Annotated in this window: 18 protein-coding genes; 13 read left to right on the forward strand and 5 right to left on the reverse strand. The window is 71.2% G+C overall.

Annotation, left to right across the window (positions count from 1 at the left end; genetic code table 11):
* The 3 genes from IN07_RS09940 to nhaA all read right to left on the reverse strand — a co-directional run.
* Window positions 1-1,000 (reverse strand): NAD(P)-dependent alcohol dehydrogenase (locus IN07_RS09940; RefSeq protein ID WP_036335507.1); only part of this gene is annotated, 1,000 nt, incomplete at its 3' end.
* Window positions 1,001-1,218: 218 nt separating this feature from the next.
* Entirely contained in the window at window positions 1,219-2,298 is a 1,080-nt protein-coding gene (locus tag IN07_RS09945) for an NAD(+)/NADH kinase (protein ID WP_036335508.1), read from the reverse strand.
* 123 nt (window positions 2,299-2,421) lie between these two features.
* Window positions 2,422-5,046, reverse strand: a complete 2,625-nt coding sequence (nhaA, locus tag IN07_RS09950) for a Na+/H+ antiporter NhaA (RefSeq protein WP_064972394.1) — start codon at window positions 5,044-5,046, stop codon at window positions 2,422-2,424.
* A gap of 953 nt (window positions 5,047-5,999) precedes the next feature.
* Here nhaA and IN07_RS09955 point away from each other — a divergent pair.
* The 4 genes from IN07_RS09955 to IN07_RS09970 all read left to right on the forward strand — a co-directional run bounded on the left by IN07_RS09955 (window position 6,000) and on the right by IN07_RS09970 (window position 9,141).
* Window positions 6,000-6,290, forward strand: coding sequence for an alcohol dehydrogenase catalytic domain-containing protein (locus IN07_RS09955; RefSeq protein WP_036335509.1), 291 nt, complete (start codon window positions 6,000-6,002; stop codon window positions 6,288-6,290).
* A 100-nt stretch (window positions 6,291-6,390) separates the two neighbouring features.
* On the forward strand, window positions 6,391-7,158 hold the full coding sequence (locus tag IN07_RS09960; RefSeq protein WP_036335510.1) for an SDR family oxidoreductase: 768 nt from the start codon (window positions 6,391-6,393) through the stop codon (window positions 7,156-7,158).
* Between the two features lie 95 nt (window positions 7,159-7,253).
* Window positions 7,254-7,724: an SDR family NAD(P)-dependent oxidoreductase gene (locus IN07_RS25710; protein ID WP_052091098.1), complete on the forward strand. Its 471-nt coding sequence runs from the start codon at window positions 7,254-7,256 to the stop codon at window positions 7,722-7,724.
* 94 nt (window positions 7,725-7,818) lie between these two features.
* Window positions 7,819-9,141, forward strand: coding sequence for a metallophosphoesterase (locus IN07_RS09970; RefSeq protein ID WP_036335511.1), 1,323 nt, complete (start codon window positions 7,819-7,821; stop codon window positions 9,139-9,141).
* Window positions 9,142-9,236: 95 nt separating this feature from the next.
* Here the strand turns inward: IN07_RS09970 and IN07_RS09975 are convergent, their stop codons facing one another.
* Window positions 9,237-10,457: a low temperature requirement protein A gene (locus IN07_RS09975; RefSeq protein ID WP_081975306.1), complete on the reverse strand. Its 1,221-nt coding sequence runs from the start codon at window positions 10,455-10,457 to the stop codon at window positions 9,237-9,239.
* A 68-nt stretch (window positions 10,458-10,525) separates the two neighbouring features.
* Between IN07_RS09975 and IN07_RS09980 the strand changes: the two genes are divergently transcribed.
* From IN07_RS09980 to IN07_RS10020, 9 genes are all read left to right on the forward strand, one after another.
* Window positions 10,526-11,410 (forward strand): helix-turn-helix domain-containing protein, encoded by an 885-nt coding sequence (locus IN07_RS09980; protein ID WP_036335512.1) that lies wholly within the window; start codon window positions 10,526-10,528, stop codon window positions 11,408-11,410.
* A gap of 313 nt (window positions 11,411-11,723) precedes the next feature.
* The gene (locus IN07_RS09985) at window positions 11,724-12,638 is read left to right on the forward strand and encodes an alpha/beta hydrolase (RefSeq protein WP_036335515.1); all 915 of its coding nucleotides are present in this window, start codon (window positions 11,724-11,726) and stop codon (window positions 12,636-12,638) included.
* A gap of 274 nt (window positions 12,639-12,912) precedes the next feature.
* Entirely contained in the window at window positions 12,913-13,971 is a 1,059-nt protein-coding gene (locus tag IN07_RS09990; RefSeq protein WP_036335516.1) for a zinc-binding dehydrogenase, read from the forward strand.
* Window positions 13,972-14,222: 251 nt separating this feature from the next.
* A complete protein-coding gene (locus IN07_RS09995; protein WP_036335518.1) occupies window positions 14,223-15,236 on the forward strand; it encodes a zinc-dependent alcohol dehydrogenase family protein in 1,014 nt (337 codons plus the stop codon).
* 68 nt (window positions 15,237-15,304) lie between these two features.
* Window positions 15,305-16,381, forward strand: a complete 1,077-nt coding sequence (locus tag IN07_RS10000) for an FAD-dependent monooxygenase (RefSeq protein ID WP_036335519.1) — start codon at window positions 15,305-15,307, stop codon at window positions 16,379-16,381.
* A gap of 69 nt (window positions 16,382-16,450) precedes the next feature.
* Window positions 16,451-17,212, forward strand: a complete 762-nt coding sequence (locus IN07_RS10005; RefSeq protein WP_036335520.1) for a glucose 1-dehydrogenase — start codon at window positions 16,451-16,453, stop codon at window positions 17,210-17,212.
* An 8-nt stretch (window positions 17,213-17,220) separates the two neighbouring features.
* A complete protein-coding gene (locus IN07_RS10010; protein ID WP_036335521.1) occupies window positions 17,221-17,994 on the forward strand; it encodes an SDR family oxidoreductase in 774 nt (257 codons plus the stop codon).
* Between the two features lie 201 nt (window positions 17,995-18,195).
* Window positions 18,196-19,194 carry an aldo/keto reductase gene (locus tag IN07_RS10015; RefSeq protein ID WP_036335560.1) on the forward strand — a complete coding sequence of 333 codons (999 nt, stop codon included), beginning with the start codon at window positions 18,196-18,198 and terminating at the stop codon, window positions 19,192-19,194.
* Window positions 19,195-19,302: 108 nt separating this feature from the next.
* A complete protein-coding gene (locus tag IN07_RS10020) occupies window positions 19,303-20,136 on the forward strand; it encodes an SDR family oxidoreductase (RefSeq protein ID WP_036335522.1) in 834 nt (277 codons plus the stop codon).
* Between the two features lie 130 nt (window positions 20,137-20,266).
* Here the strand turns inward: IN07_RS10020 and IN07_RS10025 are convergent, their stop codons facing one another.
* Window positions 20,267-20,665 (reverse strand): (R)-mandelonitrile lyase, encoded by a 399-nt coding sequence (locus IN07_RS10025; RefSeq protein WP_231558090.1) that lies wholly within the window; start codon window positions 20,663-20,665, stop codon window positions 20,267-20,269.
* Window positions 20,666-20,800 lie beyond the last annotated feature (135 nt).

Below are 20,800 nucleotides of genomic sequence, written 5' to 3' on the forward strand. Positions count from 1 at the left end.
CGGACTTCAGCACCCGGTCGAACGCCTCGTTGATCTGCCCGGCGTCGATGACCTCGACGTCGGCGGTGATCCCTTGCTCGGCGCAGAAGTCGAGCATCTCCTGGGTCTCCCGGATGCCGCCGAAGGACGAGCCGGCGTAGGAGCGGCGCTGACCGAGCAGGGCGAACACGTTCACCGACATCGGCTCGGCGGGGACACCGAGGTTGACCAGGGCGCCGTCCATCGCGACCAGCGACAGGAAGGCATCGACGTCGACCTTGGCGCTGACCGTGTTGAGCACCAGGTCGAAGGTGTTGGCCAGTTCGGTGAAGGTCGCCGGGTCGCTGGTCGCGCGGTAGTCATCGGCGCCCAGCCGCAGGCCGTCGTCCTTCTTGCTCAGCGTCTGGGACAGCACGGTGACCTCCGCGCCCATGGCCTTGGCCAGCTTGACCGCCAGATGGCCCAGCCCGCCCAGGCCGACGACGGCGACCTTGGTCCCCGGGCCGGCGTTCCAGTGCCGCAGCGGCGAGTAGGTGGTGATGCCCGCGCACAGCAGCGGCGCAGCGGCGGCCGGGTCCAGACCAGCGGGGACCTTGACGACGAAGTCCTCGACCACCGGGACGTGCGTGGAGTACCCGCCCTGGGTGAGCCGGCCGTCCACGTCCACCCCACCGAAGACCAGGGTGTGGCCGTTGAGGCAGTACTGCTCCTCGCCCTTGCGGCAGTTGACGCACTCCCGGCAGGAGTTGACCATGCAACCCACGCCCACCCGGTCACCCACGGCGTGCCGGGTCACCTGCGGGCCGACCTCGGTGACGGTCCCCACGATCTCGTGGCCGGGCACCAGCGGGTTGGGCACGGGACCGAAGTCACCGCGGGCGAAGTGGATGTCGGAGTGACAGATCCCGCAGTAGTCGATCTCGATCATGACGTCCCGCGGCCCGAGATCACGCCGCTGGACGGTCATCGGAGTGAGCGGGTCGGTGGCGGACGTCGCGCCGTAGGCGTTGACGGTGAGCACGGTTCTCCAGGTGTCGTGGGACGTAGCCGCTCCGGGGTGCCGCCGCTCTTCTGGCGGGGACTTCACCTCGGAGGTGATGACCAGAGAACCCTCGAACAGCGCGGGTTGGCAGGGCCGGTCGTTCCAGGTACCGGCAGAGCCCCCCTCCCGGCTTGCGGACCGCTCAGGCATGCACGACGTGCCTGGCGTCGTCGGGTCCGGTCGCCGCGCGGTGCGGCTCAGAGGTCGCGGAACAGCTGGGCGATGTCATCGGGCATCGGCACGTCGTCCGAAGGCCGGTAGTCGGCCGGCGGCGTTCCGTCCGCGGTCGCGGCGGCGGCGTCGGCCAGCCCGAAACGGGCACGCAGCCGACCGTAGAAGTCGGTCGGGCGCAGCCGCACCAACCGCGCCCGAGTGGCGCCCGCGTGGACCGCCACCCAGTCCCCGGGCTCCAGGACGCCGCGCAGCTGGCCGTCGACGCTGACCGCCACCCGGCCGGAGCGCTCGAGCACCCGGACGCCGACCGTCTCGTCCGCGGCCAGCAGCAGACTGCGGTCGAACACCATGTGCGGAGCCACCGGGGTGAACACGAGAGCATCCAGTCGAGGCGAGACCACCGGTCCCCCGGCGGCGAAGCTGTAGGCAGTCGACCCGGTGGAGCTGGCCACGATGAGGGCATCTGCTGAGTAGGAGGCGAACAGCTTGGCGTCCAGGTAGACGCCCAGGCTGGCCTGCCGGTCGCGCGCCAGTTTCTCGAAGACCACGTCGTTCACCGCGACCTCGTCCACGGGCACGCCGTACCCCACGTCGTCCGGGTCACCGGGGCGCTGCACCGGTGGCGGCAGCGCCGGCCCTCGGCCGTAGCGGAGCAGGCCCTCGATCTCCGGTGGGATGGACAGCGGCCGACTCGCCCGCATCCGCAGCGTCAGTCGCGGCTCCACCGGTGCTGTCCCATCTACGCAGGCATCCAGCGCCCGTTCCACCTCCTCCGGTCGCACCTCGGTGAGGAAGCCGACCCGGCCCAGGTCCACGCCCAGCACCGGAGCGTCGTGCCGCGCAGCCACGCGCACCCCGCGGAGGAAGGTGCCATCGCCGCCCACGGTCACCACCAGGTCCAGCGCACCCGTGGCGTCGTCGATACCGGCGCCCATGGTCGCGAAGGCCTCCGCCATGGAGCCGGAACCCGGGTCGGTCCACACGTCGACGTCGATGACAGCCACGTCACGGCGGCCGGCCCAGGCGCGAACCCGCTCGGCCACATCACGGGCAGCGGGACGGCCCCCGTGGACCACCAGCCCGATCCTCCGCACTGAAACCATGGCTCCTCCCCGGATGAGCAACGCGATGGCCACCTCGTGCCCCGTACCGCGCCGGCGAACACCCGGGTGGGGATAGGACCGGCTCGCCGCACGCGGGAGACCGCCAGCGTGGGCCGTCCGGTCTCAGTCGGTCGAGCCCAGGATCCGGCCGAGAGCGGCCTCGTCGGGATGACGCAGCGTCGTCCCCGTCCGCGGGACGACGACGACGGGCAGGTCGGCCTCGGACACGCCGAGCTCGTCCAGGAGGGCGCTGTCGGTGCCGGCCTCCACGTCGACGAGATCGGTCGTGAGGTCGTGCTCACGGGCCCATTCGCGCAACCGGCGGGTGTCCGGGCTGCCGGGGCGCCCGATGATGCGCAGGTCGGCGGAGAGCTCGAACCGGATGGCGCGGCGGATGAGGAAGGCCCGCTGCACCAGCTCGCGCAGCTCCGTGTCCTCGGCGAGGACTTCGCGGAACTGGTCCTGCGACAGGCGGAGCACCTCGCCGGCTCGGATCACCACCGCCGTCCGGGACACGGGCTGGCTGCTGAACAGGTCCAGTTCCCCGAGGAACCGTCGTTCGCCGTGCACCCGGACGACCGGATCGGCCCCGCCCAGCTGACCGACGACCGCCACCGCGCCGGAGAGGATGACGTGGAAGTCGTACCCGGGGTCACCGGGCCGGTAGAGGACGTCCCCGGCGACGACCTGCCGGCGAGTGCCGAAGCGTTCGAGCCGGCTGATCTGGGCGTCGGTCAGCCGCGGGTGGTCACCGCCGCGGTCCGGTGTCTCCGGCAGGTCGGCCGGGAGGTCCGGCAACGCCACGACGGCATCCCGGCCGCGCTCGTCCGAGCCCACCGGAAGGCCACCCCCCGTCGTGGAGTCGGGGGCAGCACCTGTGAACGGACCCGGGACGGCGTCCTCGTCCGCACTCGCCAGCAGTGCGGCGGCCAGTGTGTCCGCGTCGTGGGTTCCGGTGTGCCGGCGCCCGCCGATGAAGAACGTGGGGATGCCGGTGACGCCGCTGGCCTCGGCGGAGGCGACGTCCTGCCCTATCCGACGGGCATGGCTGCCGGCGCCGAGATCGCGGGCGAAGCGCGGCAGGTCCAGGCCGATCGCCGCGGCGTGGTCGAGCAGGTCGGTCGTGGACAGCTGCTCCTGGTGGGCATAGAGCCGGTCGTACATCTCCCAGAACCGCCCCTGCCCGGCGGCGGCCTCCGCAGCCTCGGCCGCCAGCTGCGCGTGCGGATGGACGTCGGTCAGTGGTGCATGCCGGAAGACGTAGCGCAACCGGTCGCCGAAGCGCGCTCGCAGTTCGTCGACCGCGCCGGTGGCGCGGCCGCAGAACGGGCACTCGAAGTCGCCGTACTCCACCAGCGTCAGCGGCGCCTCCGCCGGGCCCCTGATGTGGTCCCGGTCGGCGTCGACCGCCGGGTGGAGGAGGTCGGGCCGGGAGCCCGTACCCGGGGATCGCCGGGCGGCGAGCAGCAGCGTGCTCGTGCCTATCGCCATGGCCAGCAACGAGGCGGCCAGCACGCCGACCCGGGCCTGATCGGCGAGCTGTTCGTCGTCGAAGGCGAGGTCGACGATGAACAGCGAGATGGTGAAGCCGATGCCCGAGAGCGCGCCACCGCCGGCCAGGGTCGAGCCGGTGAGACCGGGCGCCAGGTCACCCAAGCGCAGCCGCACCGCGAGGACGGTGCCCAGCAGGATGCCGACGAGCTTGCCCAGCACGAGACCGGCGACGACGCCGAGTGTGATGGACGAGGTTGCCGCGGCACGCAGGGTGTCGCCGGACAGCGTCACACCGGCGTTGGCGAGGGCGAACAACGGCACGATCACGAAGCTGGTCCACGGCTGCCACAGCCGCTGCAGTCGCTCCCCCGGCGGCACGGAGCGTTCGATGGACAGCCGGGCGGCGTGCGCGAACTCCGGGTTCGGTGACTGCAGGTACGCCCGGGTGCGGCGAGCGGCGTCCTCAACCTCCTCCCGCCGGGCGATGTAGGCCGGCGTCACCAACGCGATCACCACGCCCAGCAACGTCGGGTGGACACCAGAGAGGTACAGGGCGACCCATGCGATGGTCCCGAGTACCAAATAGGCTGGCCCCCGCCAGACGTTGAGCCACCGCAGCCCCAGCATCAGCCCCAGCACCAGCACCGCCAGACCGAGCGGGAGCAACCGCAGGTCCTCGGTGTAGAACAACGCGATGGCGGCGAGCGCGCCGACGTCGTCGGCGATCGCCAGGGCCAGGAGGAAGACCCGCAGCTGAGGTGGGCAGGCCGAGCCGACCAGGGCGAGGACGCCGAGCAGGAAGGCGGTGTCGGTCGAGATGACCACACCCCAGGCGGCCACCCCTTCCCCGCCGAGGTTGAACGCCACGTACACCAGGGCGGGGACGACCAGTCCGGCGAGGGCGGCCAGTGCCGGGACCGCAGCTCTCCGCCGGTCGGCGAGCTCCCCGATGGACAGCTCGCGCTTGACCTCCAACCCGACTACGAAGAAGAAGAAGGTCATCAGGCCGTCGTTCACCCAGTGCTGCAGGTCCAACGACAGCTCGCTGTCCCCGGCCCCGAATCGCACCGGGGTGTGCCAGAAGTCGTCGTAGCTGTCACCCCACGGCGAGTTGGCCCACAGCAGCGCGATGACCGTGGCGGCCAGCAACAGGCCCGCCCCACCGGCCTCGGTGCGCAGATGCCGACGCAACGGCGCCATCCTGGCGAGCAGACCGGTGCCGCCGGCAGTGGACCGGCTGTCAGCGACCGTCATCGAGATGCTTCTCCATCGGTTCGGGGCGGCGGTGGACCGGCGGCATCGGTCGACGCGAGGTGTGCTGGGCCGTGGGCGGACACAGGCGGTGCCCTCGACAGCGTTGCCGCATCTACAGCCAACCGCAGGACGGGGAGTGGCGCCAGGTACTGCCAAGGCACCCCAGCGCCGTCCGACCACGCGGGCACCGCCGCCCCGGTGAGCCGCGGCGGCGGGTACGGGAGGAACCGGTGTGCCCAGTCATGACAGTGCCTCGGAGAAGTTCGTCGGTGCGTAGCTACGTCGCGAATGTGACGGGCCCACACATCGTCGACGGGGTCGACCGGACTGTCGCGCCGGCACCTCGGCGTGCAGTCGTGGTGGGTGCGTCCCTGACGGGTCTGGTGACCTCGCTGCCTCTGGCACGCGCCGGCTGGCACGTGGTGGTCCTGGAACGCGTCGGCATCCTACGGAGGAGCGGCGCAGCACCGGCCGTGGACCCGCAGGACCTGCTCCGGCTGCTCGGATCGGGGCCTCCGTCACCGTGCCGGCCCGACCTCGCGGTCGATGCGGCGGCCACGGGCGCTGGACTCCCGGTGACGTGGGAGCGCTGCACGCCGGCTGCAGGCGGCCGCCAGGTGTGGACGTCGCCGGTTCCCGCCACCGCCCACGCGTGCCCCTCGTCCTGCTCGATCTCCACGACGCGGGACCAGTTGCGCACGTCGATGGTCGCGTGCCCGGAAGCTGACGGTCGACGGGCGCCGGACGCGGATCTACGCCGCCCACAACTGATCGGCGACGCGAGGCCCTGCCGGTACAGGTACCGGCAGGGCCTCCCTCCTGCGGTGTAGCCCGGACGCCGTCCGGGGAGGACCGAAGAGTCAGGCCGTGGTGGTACCGGTGCGACGACGCCCGCACTCCCGGCCTCTCGACGTCCCCGGTCCCCTCGCGGACCCTCACCGACAGGAGGCACCGTGCCCGCGAACATCGGCTACGCCACCTCCGACGCCAGCAGCCCGCTCGCTCCCCTGGAGTTCGACCGTTCACCGGTCGGACCCGAGGACGTGCTGATCGACATCCGCTACTGCGGCGTCTGCCACTCCGACGTCCACCAGGCCCGCGACGAGTTCGACGGCGCCCTGGCCACCACCTTCCCCTGCATGCCCGGCCACGAGATCGTGGGCATCGTCGCCGAGACCGTGGCCAAGGACGTCCGCTTCCGGTTCGTCATCGACAACGCCACCCTGCGCCCAGCGGGCGCCTGACCGCGACGAGGCACACCCGACCGTGACCAGGCGCATCTCGCCCCGGCCCGGCCACGCTGCGACGCCGCCCGGCGCCCGCTCTCATCCGAAGGAGAACCTCATGGAGACATCACCCTCCGACGTGCTCGTCGTCGGAGCCACCGGCAGCGTCGGACGGCTGGCCGTGGAGGAGTCCCTCCGCCGCGGTCACCGGACCCGCGCCCTGGTCCGGAGCAGCCGCAGAGCCAGGGACCTGCCCGCCGACGCGCACGTCGTCGTGGGCGACCTGACCCGCGCCGAGACCCTCGCCGAGGCGGTGGACGGCGTGGACGGGGTCGTCTTCACCCACGGATCGCACGGCGGCGCGCGGGACGCCGAGCTCGTCGACTACGGCGCCGTGCGCAACGTCCTGCAGGCGCTCGGCGACCGGCCGGCGCGCATCGCCCTCATGACGTCGATCGGGGTCACCCGCCACAGGCCCGCTCTCGACTGGAAGCGCCGTGGTGAGCGCCTGGTACGTGCCAGCGGCCGCCCGTACACGATCGTCCGCCCGGGTTGGTTCGGCTACAACGACCCCGACGAGCTCAGCCTGGTCATGCTGCAGGGCGACCACCGTCAGTCGGGAACGCCGGCCGACGGTGTGATCTCCCGCCGCCAGATCGCCCAGGTGCTGGTGGACGGCCTGACCTCGCCTGCGGCGGAGCGGAAGACTCTCGAGCTCGTCGCCGAGCGCGGCCCCGCCCCGGCCGACCTCGACCCGCTGTTCGCCACCCTCCGGACCGACACCCAGGGAGAGCTGGACGCCGTCCTGGACCCGGACAACATGCCGTTGTCGCAGGAGCCCGACACGGTGCAGCAGGACCTCGCCTCCCTCGGTCACCGCGCCTGAGCGTCTTCGCGAACGACAACTCCGATGGGTCAGCTCGGGAACAGCCGGCGTGGACCCGACCTCGGTGGCGGGACAGCCAGAGCGAGGAGCGCAGCGTGAACATCGACTTCGCGGGAAAGGCCGCCTTCGTCACCGGCGGCTCGAAGGGGATCGGCAAGGCCATCGCCGAGACGCTGGCCGCCTCCAGCGCCAACGTCGGCGTCATGGCCCGCGGCAAGGACGAACTCGAGGCGACGGTCGCGGAGCTGAACGCCCGAGAGGGCGGCAGGGCTCTCGCCGTCGCCGGGGACGTCTCGAGCCGCGACGAGCTGGGCGAGGCCGTCCGGCGCACGGCCCGCGAGTTCGGCGGCCTGCACCTCGCGGTCAACAACGCCGGCATCACGGGGCGAGGGGGCCTGCTCCACGAGACCGGGCCGGAGAACTGGCGCACCGTCATGGGCGTCAACCTCGACGGCCTCGCCTACGCGATGATGGCCGGGATCGTCGCCTTCCTCCTGTCCGACCTGTCCAGCTGCACCACCGGGACGGACATCCTCCTCGACGGGGCCTTCCTGCTCCGGGAGTGAGGTCCCGCCGGCGGGCGGCAGGAACCGTCCGGGCCCGACGCCTTCGTGAACCCCTTCGATCGTCCGCCTCGTCCTTCGGAGACCGCTTCTACCCATGGTCGGAACCCTTCTCTTCATCGCCGTCCTCCTGTTCGTGCTGGTGGTGCTGCCGACCTACCTCTGGTGGCGCCTGGTCCGCGCGACCACGGTGCCTGGCCGCACGCGGCGGTGGCTGACCGCCCTGACCGTCGTGGTCGTGCTCATCCCGCTGACCGCCGGGGGGCTCGATCGCGTCGTCCCCGAGGACGCTGTCACTCCCCTGTCCTGGATCGCCTACAGCGTGGTGGGCGTCCTCCTGTACCTCTTCCTCGCACTCCTCGTTCTCGAGCCGGTGCGGCTGGGTCTCCGGGGCTGGACGCGCAGGCCCATCCCGCAACCAGCGCCGGCCCCAGGAGCCGGCGTAGCCGAACGGGAACCGGAGACCGTCCCGAGCGGGGCCCGCAGCCGATCAGGCAGCGAGGACGCCCCGGCTCGGCCCGACGGGCAGAGCCACGCCCACCGCGATCGTCCGGAGAACGGCCGCGTGGTCGACCCGTCCCGGCGGCTGTTCCTGGCCCGGAGCATGGCGACCACGGCTGGTGTCGTTGCTCTCGGCACCACGGGCGCCGGCACGTACTTCGCCAACAGCGCTCCGGTCGTCCAGCGCGTGCCCATCACCTTGCGTGGACTGGATCCCGCGTTCGACGGGTTCCGGATCGTCACCTTCTCCGACGGGCATCTCTCCGAGACGTACGGTGGACGACGGTTCGAGCGGCTGGTGGAGATCGTCAACGCACAGCGGCCCGACGTCGTAGCGGTCGTGGGTGACCTGGTGGACGGCGAGGTCGACGACCTGCGCGACGACGTGGCCCCCCTCTCCGACCTGGTCAGCGAGCAGGGCGTGTACTTCGTGACGGGCAACCACGAGTACTTCGTCGACACCCGGGCGTGGCTGCGTCACCTGCCGACCCTCGGGGTGGAGGTCCTCCGCAACCAGCGCGTCCCGCTGCGCCGGGGGACGGCGACCTTCGATCTGGCGGGCATCGACGACCGCACCGCGGCCGCCTCGGGTGTTCCCGGACACGGGGCCGACCTCGACGCAGCCCTCGACGGCCGGGACGACAACACGCCCGTCGTGCTGCTCGCGCACCAGCCGGTGCAGGTGGCGCAGGCGGCAGCGGCCGGCGTGGACCTGCAACTGTCCGGGCACACGCACGGCGGTCAGTTGTGGCCGTTCGACTACGTGGTCAGCCTCGAGCAGCCCGTCGTGGAGGGACTGAGCCGTTACGGCGACACCCAGATCTACGTCACCCGTGGTGCCGGCTATTGGGGGCCGCCGATGCGGGTGGGGGCCCGCCCCGAGGTGACCGTCGTGGAGCTCCGGTCACCTCGCACCTGACCGGGGCGACGGCCCCGCTCGCCCGGCGCCCGGAATGTTCGCGAGAGCGCATGCACGCCAACTGGCGGCACGTGTGCCGGAGTCCGCCGCTCCGGTCAGGGGGCCGGCGCGTTGCGGTCCTCGTTCCGCTGGTGCGCGTAGCGCCGCGTCTCCACGGCGATCAGTGCTACGAGGATCGCCAGCAGCCCGGCGAGCGCGGCGAGTGGCGGCGCGTACGCCGCCAGCGGGGTCACCGCGAGCAACAGAACCGTGGTCACCACCCGGGCTCGGCTGACAGGGAGACGTAGCCGGTTGCTGAACAGCAGGTGGCCGGCGAGGTAGACGGCGAACCCGCCGAACAGCGCCACGGCGTAGAAGCCGTCCAGTCGTTCGGTCTCGTCGGCGTTGGCGATCACTCCCTCCACACCGACCGCGGCCAGGATGACGCCAGCGACGAGCACGAAGTGCCCGTAGGTGTAGCCCTCGATCGCCATCTTCGCCCGCGCTTGGCCCGGCGCTGCCGCCATCCGCTCCTCCGCAGCGACCGCGATCCCGTCGAAGTACAGCCACCACAGGCACAACACAGCAGCGATCCCGAGCACGCAGGCCAGGATCAACGGCGCCCCGACGGTCTGCTCGGCCGCCCCGACACCCATCGCGACCACCGACTCCCCGATGGCCAGAAGGACGAACAGACCGTGCCGTTCGGTCCAATGGCCGGCGCTCTGCACCCGCCAGCCACCTCGCAGGGAGGTGAGGTACACCCCGCCCCAGTCGACGACCAGGGCAGCGCCGAACAACAGCGTCTGAGCCGCGCCGCCAAGCAGCACACCGGCCACAAGCAGGACCGCACCGGCGGCTGTAGGGATCCAGCTCACAGCGATCTGGCGCCGCAACGACGGGTCCCCACCGGCGGCGATCGAGTACACGGTGAGGTGCAGACAGCGCACCAACAGGAATGCGCACACGAGAACCAGTGGGCCGTGCAGACCGCCGGGGGCGTCGCGCCACGCCTCAGGAATGGTCACCGCGACGACGAAGACCGCCGCAGTCGCCACCGCCATCGCGGTACGCACCAGCCCCTCGTCGGCACGCGCATGGTTGCCCAGCCAGGTGTACCCCGTCCACGTCCACCACAGCAGGGCCAGGAGCAGCATGCCCTGCACGACGCCGAGAGCACTGTGCGTCCGGAAGATGTACCCAGTGATCTGGATCGCGGCGAAGACGTACACCAGGTCGAAGAAGAGCTCGAACGTCGTCGCGCGGTCAGTTTCGTCGGTGTGTCGGACGGCGCTCAGCATGTGCAGGCGGCCTCTGGTGTTGCGGTGCTCGACCATGATCGGGTGCCTACCCGCCCGGCCGGGAGGTACCAACAAGGCCCTGTCTGCCGGTTTACCCTGACACGGTGAACGCCCAGGCTGAGGTGCGGCAGTTCCTGGTCACGCGACGCGCCCGGCTGACTCCAGAGACGGCCGGCTTGCCTACTGCCACCGGCCGCCGCCGAGTCCCTGGGCTGCGTCGGGAAGAGCTGGCGAGTCTTGCCGGGGTCTCGGTCGACTACTACATCCGGTTGGAACGCGGAAATCTGAGCTGCGCCTCCGACGGCGTGCTTGAGGCGATCGCCCGCGCGCTCCAGCTCAATGACGTCGAACGGGCCCACCTCTTCGACCTCGCTCGCGCGGCACAGGCCCGCGCACCATGGCAGTCCCCTCGGTCGACGTTGCGGCCGGGTCTGCAGGCGATGGTGGACGCCATGACCGGCGTGCCGGCCATCGTCCGCAACCAGCGCCTGGACATCCTCGCCGGCAATCGGCTCGGTCGCGCGCTCTACTCCGAGCTGTACCGCGCCCCTGCCCGGCCCGTGAACCTGGCCCGCTTCGCCTTCCTCGAGCCGCGCGCCCACGACTTCTGGGTGGACTGGCCTGAGGCCGCGGACGCCACCGTCGGTGTCCTGCGCACCGAGGCGGCCCGGAGCAACGACCCAGGTCTCACCTCCCTGGTCGACGAGCTCTGCGCGCGCAGCGAGCAGTTCCGCGCCCGCTGGGCTGCGCATGACGTCCGTCTGCACGGGGCCGGGACGAAGCAGCTGAACCATCCGGTCGTCGGTTCCTTGGAGGTTCAGTACGAGACGCTTCAGCCGCCGATCGATCCCGGACTGACGATGCACGTCTACACCGCCCGTCCGGGGTCGGCGTCCGCCCTGGCGTTAGAGCGCCTCACCGCCTGGTCGCTGGACCAGTTGCCGGAGAAGGACTCCACCCACGATAGGAACGAGGACCTCGGCGCCTGAACCCGCCAATCACCCGTCCGGCGGATCTCAACCGCTCCTTCCTGCCCCGCCGGCGTCCGCGTCATGCAGGCCCTGCCAGGCCCTCCCTCCCCCACCCATTCCCGAATAGCCTCGAAGACGTCGCTCGGCACACGCATCCGGATCCTGGATCGAGGTTTTCCCGACGAGCCGACGCACGGCGCCCTGTCCGCCCATCGTCCGCCGTCGGGTCGGCCGTCCCCGTGTCGCGCCGATTGCCGTGGCGTCCCAGCCGCGGTACACGACGTGCACCCCTGCACATCCGCGTAGCCGGTCACCGCCGAGGAGGACAAGCATGAAGTTCGACGTCAGGTTCCCCAGCAAGGGGCTGATGCTCGCCGGCCACCTGTACGTGCCCGACACCTACGACGGCAGCCGGCTGCCTGGCATCGTCGTCTCCCACCCGTGGGGCGGCGTGAAGGAGCAGACCGCTGGCCTCTACGCCGAACGCCTGTCCCGCCAAGGCTTCGCCGCCCTCGCCTTCGACGCCGCCTACCAGGGCGAGAGCGAGGGTGAACCGCGCGGTGTGGAGGACCCCTTCCAGCGCGCAGAGGACATCAAAAGCGCGGTCTCCCACCTGGCCGCACGCGAGGACATCGACCCACAGCGGATCGGCGCACTCGGCATCTGCGCCTCCGGCGGGTACGTCCCGTTCACCGCGCAGACCGACCGGCGCATCAAGGCAGTGGCGACCGTCAGCGCCCTCGACGCCGCAGACCTGTACCTCAACGGTCTGGGGCGGACAAACGACCCGGCCGTCGCCAGCGCCATGCTCGACCAGGCCGGCGTGATGCGCACCGCTGAGGCGCGGAACGAGGGGGTCGTGTACGCGCGCACCCTGCCCGAGCGCGAGGAAGAAACCGCCGGCTTGCCCAAGCACTACCACGAGTGTTGGGAGTACTACCGCACCGCGCGAGGCTTCCACCCGCGCTCTCCCAACTGGTGGGTGCCGCGCAGCATCGAGTACTTCGCCATGTTCGACGCGTACGCGCACATCGAACGGATCTCGCCGCGTCCGCTCCTGATGATCGCCGGCACCCAGGCCGAGACGGCGTACTTCAGCGAAGAGGCGATCAAGAGGGCCGACGAGCCCAAGGAGTTGTTCTGGATCGACGGGGCCACCCACGTCGACCTGTACGACAAGGACGAGTACGTCAGCCCCACGGTCGCCAAGCTCACCGAGTTCTTCGGCGAGCACCTGGCGGCCTGACGACGTGTGCTGCGCCGCCGCTCGGACGGCGCAGCACACGGTCCGGCGGCTGCCTCACCCGCTGTTGCTGAACCGCTGTTCCAGCCTTCGGCGGGATCGAGACCCACCCCGTGCGAGGCGGACGTCGACTGCGCCTGCCACGCGGACCGGCGCCCCACCGCACGGCAGGGACCCCTGGACGTCCCCCGTCACCGAAGGCATGCCCCGGCAGCCGAGGTGACGCCAGGGTTCCCCGTCGGAAATTGCGACCCAACACTGCGGAAAGGTGTTCATCATGCGCGGATATGTCCTGCACGGCAGAGGCGATGCCTCCTTCGGCGAGATCCAGGTGCCGCCCCTGGGCCCCTACGATGCGCTCGTACGCACCACGGCCGTGGCGACCTGCACCACGGACGTGCACATGATCAACGCCGCCCCCTATCCCAATGCGATCGGCAAGCCGCTGGGGCACGAGGGAGTCGGCGTCGTAGAGAAGGTCGGCGACCTCGTCAGGGACTTCACTCCCGGGGACCGAGTGATCCTGTCCGCCGGCGGCGCCGACTGGCGGATCCCCCAGGCACAGCGCGGGGAGGCGAAGTACTACCCGAACAACATGCCCTACTTCTCGGAGGATCCCCTGCAGGGCGGCGTCTTCGCCGAGTACGTCAGGGCTCTCGACGCCGACATGTCGATGGCACCGATCCCCGACGGGGTCAGCGACGAGCAGGCGCTCATGGTGCCGGACATGGTCGCCACAGCCTTCACCGGCGTCGAGCGCATGCAGATCGAGTTCGGCGACATCGTGGCCGTCCTCGGCGTGGGCCCGGTCGGCCTCATGGGCGTCGCCGGCGCGGCCCTCAAGGGCGCGAGTCGCATCATCGTCATCGGCTCCCGCCCCAAGACGCTGGACCTCGCCCGCCGGTACGGGGCGACCGACGTGATTGACTACAAGCAGGGTCCCGTCGTCGATCAGGTCCTGGCCCTCACCGGAGGGGTGCCCGTGGACTCGGTACTGGTCGCCTCCGGCGGCTCGGCGAGCGACCAGTTCACCGCCGCTTTCCGGATCGTCAAGCCCGGCGGGCACATCGCCAACGTGTCGCTGTACTACGAGGACACGGTGACCCTGCCGATGGACGCCTTGTCATACGGCGGCATCGAGAAGTTCTTCACGGGCGTCTTCGTGCAGACCGGACGAGAGTTCTACACCCGCCTGCTGCGCCTCATCGAGCAGAACCGCCTCGACCCCACCGGCTTGATCACGCATCGCTTCGACGGATGGGACGAACTCCCGGAGGCGCTCGACCTGATGCGCAGTCGCAACCCCGACGTCATCAAGCCGATCGTGACCGTCTGAGACCTTCACACCTCGGTCGGGGCTCGTCGAGCCATCTGCCCGACGAGCCCCGCGTGGCGACTTCTCGGTCGGCTACCGGCCGAGAAGTCGCCACCTGCAGACCCGGGTTGAAGTAGGACATGCCCGCGGGACCTCGGGCCTGGCAGGGAAGCACAACGCGAGCGGAAGTCGACTCGGGCGCGCCCGAAACGTCTCCAGGGAGGTAGTGACAGGTCCTCCCGCGTGCTCAGCAAGGGTTGTGTCATGGGGACATGCGAGGAGCTGTCATCCATGGGACCAAGGACATCCGATTCGAGGACCGGCCCGACCCGGTCGTCACCGAGCCGACCGATGCCGTCATCCGCACCGTCGCCGCCTGCGTGTGCGGATCGGATCTGTGGCGCTACCGGGGCATCCAGGAGGTCCTGGAGTCGACGCCGATCGGCCACGAGTACGTCGGGATCGTCGAGCAGGTCGGTGACGCCGTCACCACCGTGAAGCCCGGCGACTTCGTCGTCGGCGGGTTCCTGCACAGCGACAACACCTGCGCGGTGTGCGCCAAGGGCATGCAGGCCAACTGTCAGCACGGCGGCGGCTTCGACGGCTGCCAGGCCGAGAAGATCCGCATCCCGGACGCTGACGGCACGCTGCTCGCCACGCCCGGACAGCCCGACGCCGACCTCATCCCCAGCCTGCTGGCGCTGTCCGACGTGATGGCTACCGGGTGGCACGCGGCGGTATCCGCCGATGTCCGGCCCGGCTCGAGCGTCGTGGTCGTCGGCGATGGCGCGGTGGGCCTCAGTGGGGTACTGGCCGCTGCCCAGCTTGGGGCAACCACCATCATCGCGATGAGCCGGCACGAGCCCCGCCAGCGGGTGGCCAGGGAGTTCGGCGCCACCCACGTCATCGCCGAGCGCGGCGACGCGGGCCTCGCGCAGGTGCGGGAACTGACCGACGGCATCGGTGCGGACGCCGTGCTGGAGTGCGTCGGCACCGAAAATGCCCGCGCCCAGGCCGTGGCCTACGCCCGCCCCGGCGGCATGATCGGCCTGGTCGGGGTCCCGCACGGCGACCTGCCCACCGACGAGCTGTTCTGGGCCAACAAGGGCATCCGCGGCGGCGTCGCGCCGGTGCGCGCATACCTGCCGCACCTCCTGGACCTGGTGCTGCGCCGGGAGATCGACCCGGGCAAAGTCTTCGACCTCACCCTGCCCCTGTCCGAGGTCGCCGAGGCCTACCTGGCCATGGACGAGCGGCGCGCCATCAAGGTGCTCCTCCAGCCTTGAGCCACGAGCGCGCCCGCTACGGTCCGCCCAGGAGTGAGGGCGCAGGCACTAACCGCCGGCATGCGGTCGTGGTCGGTGCCTCGCTGGCCGGCCTCATGACCTCCCTCGCCCTGGCGCGGGCCGGTTGGCAGGTCACCGTGCTGGAGCGCGCGGGCGCCCGCCGCTCCAGCAGCGCGGCGCTGGCGGTCGACCCGCCCGACCTCGTCCGGCTGCTCGGACAGGAGGCCTCCGCCACGGTGCTGCCACACCTCGCGCACGACGCGGCCGACGTCAGCGGAGGCCTCCCCGTGACCTGGCAGGCCCTCCACTCCGGCTTGCAGGCCGCGGCCGCCGAGCACTCCGGCATCCGGCTGCACCACCACTCCCCCGTTGTGGAGGTCGGGCAGGACGCCCGCCAGGCCTGGGCGGCCACGAACACCGGTGCGGTCCACGTGGGTGACCTCCTGGTGGGCGCGGACGGGTACCGGTCGCTGGTGCGTGCCGCGGTGGCACCGGACCGGCCGGACGCGCGGTTCGCCGGGTACGTGCTGTGGCTGGGCGTCGCCGACGAGCAGGGCCTCGGCTCGGTGCGGTGGCCGACCGGCCTGGACATCCGTTCCAGCGGCGGGCACTTGCTGCTCGGTTACCCGCTGCCGGCGCCCGACGGCTTGCCGACCGTCGGGTCTCGGCGTCTTGGCTGGGCCTGGTACGACGCCAGCCGCAACGGGCTCCTCCGCCGGATCGGCGCCGTCGAGGGCAGCGTCGTGCAGCACTCGCTGCGCGAGACCGACATACCGGAGGAGACCTACGCCGAGCTGGCCGCAGGGGCCCGTCAGCACTGGCCGGCGCCCTGGTCGACCGCGATCATCGACTCCATCGAACGGCGCGCGGTCACCGCCACCCCGATCAGCGAGTACCTCCCCGACCGGCTGGTGGCCGGCCGGCTGGTCCTGGTCGGGGATGCCGCGCACGTCCCGACCCCCATGACCGGCAGCGGGTTCGCAGCCTCGCTGGCCGATGCGGAGGCGCTCGGACGTGCCACCGCTGCCACGGACGCCCACGAGGTGCCGGTCGCCCTGCTCGAGTACGAGCAGGACCGCCTGCAGCCGGCTCGGTCGCTCGTCAAGTCCGGACAGAGCTTCAGCCGGTCCTTCGCCGGCCGCTGACCAGCGGCTCGGTGTCCAGCGGTCGCCGACCGGTCGACCGACGACCGGTCCCACAGAAGAGGAGAGGGCATGCCACAGCTCGCAGGCAAGGTCGCGCTGATCACCGGAGGCAACTCCGGCATCGGCTTCGGCACGGCCAAGCGGATGGTCGAGGAAGGCGCCTTCGTCTACATCACCGGCCGGAACCAGGAGAGCCTGGACCGGTCCGCCGCCGAACTCGGCGAGAACGCCAGGGCGATCCGGGCGGACGTGACCAGCCGAGCCGCCATGGACGACGTCGTGGCGACGATCCGACGCGACCACGGACGCCTCGACATCGTCTTCGCCAACGCGGGTGCCGCCTGGTACAGCACGGTCGAAGACCTGACCGAGGAGGAGTTCGACAAGGGGTTCGGCCTGGACGGCAAGGGCACGCTGTTCACGGTGCAGGCCGCCTTGCCGCTGCTCCGCGAGGGTGCGTCGATCATCGTCAACACCTCCATCACCCAGACCATGGGCCTGCCTACCTTCGGCGTGTACGCGGCCAGCAAGTCGGCGCTGCGCAGCTTCGTCCGGACCTGGATGAACGAGCTGCGCGACCGTCGCATCCGGGTGAACGCGATCAGCCCCGGCGTCATCGAGACCGAGTCCTACGCGAAGGACATGGGCGTCGAGGGCGCGGCTGCCTATGTCGAGCGCGTCGTGGAAGAGATCCCGGTAGGCCGCATCGGCCGGCCGGAGGACATCGGCAACGCCGTCGTCTTCCTCGCCTCCGACGCTGCCGGCTTCATCAACGGCACCGAACTGACCGTCGACGGCGGCCAGACGCAGATCTACGCCGGCCACAACTGAGGAGACCCATGAGCACCAACGCCCCCACCGACGTCCTCGTCGTAGGAGCCACCGGCAGCATCGGAGAGCTGGTCGTCGCGGAGTCGATCCGCCGCGGCCACCGGACGCGGGCCCTCGTCCGGGACCGTGGCCGGACGGCATCCCTGCCGGGCGACGCACAGATCGTCGTAGGCGACCTCACCCAGGCCGACACCCTGACCGAGGCCATCGACGGGGTCCACGCGGTCGTCTTCACCCACGGCTCGCACGGCGGGGCGCGGGCTGCCGAGCTCGTCGACTACGGGGCCGTCCGCAACGTCCTGCAGGTACTCGGGGGCCGGCCGGCCCGGATCGCTCTGATGACCGCCATCGGGGTCACCAACCCCTATCCGGGCCACGACTGGAAGCGACGCAGCGAGCGCCTGGTCCGCGCCAGCGGCCTGCCCTACACGATCGTGCGGCCCGGCTGGTTCGACTACAACCAACCCGACCAGTTGGAGCTGGTGATGCTGCAGGGAGACCGCCGCCACGCCGGCACACCGGCCGACGGCGTGGTCTCCCGCCGGCAGATCGCCGAGGTGCTGGTCGCCAGCCTCTCCTCGCCAGCGGCGGAGCGGAAGACCCTGGAGCTGGTCGCCGAGCGCGGGCCCGCCCCGACCGATCTGGACCCGCTGTTCTCCGCTCTGCAGCCAGATCCGCAGGGAGCACTCGACGCGGTCCTGGACATCGACAACATGCCGTTGTCGGCCGAGCCCACCGCAGTCCGGCAGGAACTGGCCGCCTTCTCGGCACGCGGCCGCTGAACGGAACGGGGACGCCGGCCAGTCGGCCGGCGTCCCCGTTCCCTCCCGCCGTCCTGGCGCCTCCGGACGGCCGGGCACGACCGGGCGGCTGGATGGATCACGCGCTGCTCCACGCCGCGAGGCGGGCACCACCCAACCCGGTACTGACAGAGCCCCCCAGGACGGTCGCGCGGGGGTGCCACTGCTCTCAGACTCGTGTCCATGGACTACACCCGACTGGGAACTTCAGGTCTCGAGGTCAGCCGCATCGCGCTCGGTTGCATGAGTTTCGGCCGGCCAGGCAACGGCTTCGACTGGGCGCTGGACGCCGAGGGGGCAGAGCCGATCTTCCGGCAGGCCGTGGAACTGGGCATCACCTTCTGGGACACCGCGAACGTCTACAGCGCAGGCACCAGCGAGGAGATCGTCGGCGAGGCGATCACCAGGTACAGCACTCGTGAGGACGTCGTCCTGGCCACCAAGCTCTTCGCGCCGATGGGCTCGGGCCCGGGCGGCAAGGGCCTGTCCCGCCGCGCCGTGTTCGAGCAGGTCGACGCCTCGCTCCGGCGTCTGGGCACCGACTACATCGACCTTTACCAGATCCACCGCTTCGACCCGAACACCCCGGTCGCTGAGACCATGGAAGCCCTGCACGACGTCGTGAAGGCTGGCAAGGTGCGCTACCTCGGCGCGTCGTCTATGTGGGCCTGGCAGTTCTCGAAGATGCAGTACACCGCGGAACTGAACGGCTGGACGCCGTTCATCTCCGTGCAGGACCAGTACAACCTGGTCATGCGCGAGGAGGAGCGCGAGATGTTCCCGCTGCTGGCCGACCAGGGCGTGGGCAGCATCCCGTGGTCGCCGCTGGCCGCCGGACTCGTGGCCCGCCCCTGGGGCCAGACGAGCACCACCCGCGGCGGGATGAACCCGACCACCGACTCCGCCGGCACCCCGCTGTTCCTCGACAGCGACCAGGGCACCGTCGACGCCGTCCAGCGGATCGCTGAGGCACGCGAGGTCTCGATGGCCCAGGTCGCCATGGCCTGGGTGCTGCGGAACCCCGTCGTCTCCGCGCCGATCGTGGGTGCCACCAAGCCCCACCACCTGGCCGACGCGGTCGCCGCTCTGGACGTGGAGCTCACCGACGACGAGGTGGCCGCGCTGGAGGAGCACTACACCCCGCGCACGCCGACCTACTACGGGACGCCGTCCGGGTACTGAGCGAACGGGGGCCGCCCGCCTGACGCGGTGGGCCCCCGACCGCGCTGGCGGAGAGCACTCCGCGGCCCATCAGTTGTCGGTCGTCCCGGCGGCACAGAGAGAAACCACATGAGCAGCGTCCTCGTCGTCATCGGGCCCGGCCAGATCGGGCAGGCCATCGCCCGGCGGGTCGGCGTGGGCAAGCACGTCGTCCTGGCGGACATGCGCCGGGAGAACGCTGACGCGGCGGCCGGGGTCCTCAGTGACGCCGGCTATGACGTCAGCGTGGCCACGGTGGACGCCTCTTCCCGCGAGGCCGTCCACGCCCTCGTCGAGACCGTCACCGGTCTGGGTGAGGTCACCGGCTTGATCCACGCGGCCGGCGTCTCCCCCTCCCAGGCGTCGCCCTCGACCATCCTGAGGGTCGACCTGTACGGCACCGCCCTGGTGCTGGAGGAGTTCGGCACCGTGATCGCGCCGGGCGGCGCCGGCGTCGTCATCGCCTCGCAGTCCGGCCACCGTCTGCCGCCGCTGACGGTGCAGCAGAACGAGTTGCTGGCCACCACGCCCGTGGAGGAGCTGCTCGGCCTGCCCTTTCTGCAGCCGGACCAGGTGACCGACTCGCTGCACGCCTACCAGCTGGCCAAGCGCGGCAACTCCCTGCGCGTGATGGCCGAGGCTGTGCGCTGGGGCGAGCGCGGCCCGCGCATCAACACGATCAGCCCCGGCATCGTCATGACCCCCCTCGCCCGGGACGAGCTCAGCGGCCCGCGCGCCGAGGGTTACCACCGCATGATCGAGGGCTCCCCCGTGGGCCGGGCGGGCACCCCAGACGAGGTGGGTTCTGTCGGCGCACTGCTGATGGGCCCCGACGGTGGGTTCATCACCGGCAGCGACTTCCTCATGGACGCCGGGGTGACCGCCTCCTACTGGTACGGCCCGCTGGCGCCGGCCAGAGGGTGAGCAGCCGCGGGGGCGGAACGTCGTCCCCGCCCCCGCGCGTGGGCCACTGCACCAGCCGTGACCTGGCGTGACGGCCGTCGGCTGCCCGGGGGGCGGTCGGCCGCGCGGTGTGGCCGACCGCGGACGGGCATCAGCTCCGCTGGCCGTACTCGACGTCGGTGACCTGCTCGCTCCACTCGGTCTCCGGGCCGTCCTGCCCTTCGGCCAGACCGTCCCAGATCGCCAGGTGGGTCATGAACGTCTCCGGGGAGGCGCCGTGCCAGTGCCACTCCCCCGGCGGGCACCAGACGGTCTGCCCCGGGTGGATGGTGACGACCTCCCCACCGCGGGACTGGGTCAGTCCGACGCCCTCGGTGACGTGCAGGGTCTGGCCGTTGGCGTGCCGGTGCCAGGCGGTGCGGGCACCGGGTGCGAAGTGCACGGTGTTGACCTTGCCGCGGGTCTGCGTCCCGGGTGCGATGACGTCGAAGTACACGTCCCCGGTGAACCAGTCGGCCGGTCCCTTGACCGAGGGCTGCCTGTCCAGCATCTCCACGTTCGTCTCCTCATCGGCTGCTCGCTGGTGTCCCGACCGGGGTGGCCCGACCGGGGTGGCCCGGGGGATGACGTCGGCTGGACGCGGGAACACGGTGGGCCGGGACGGGACCCGGCCCACCGTGGAGTC

It is taken from the genome of Modestobacter caceresii (assembly GCF_000761485.1).
GTDB lineage: Bacteria > Actinomycetota > Actinomycetes > Mycobacteriales > Geodermatophilaceae > Modestobacter > Modestobacter caceresii.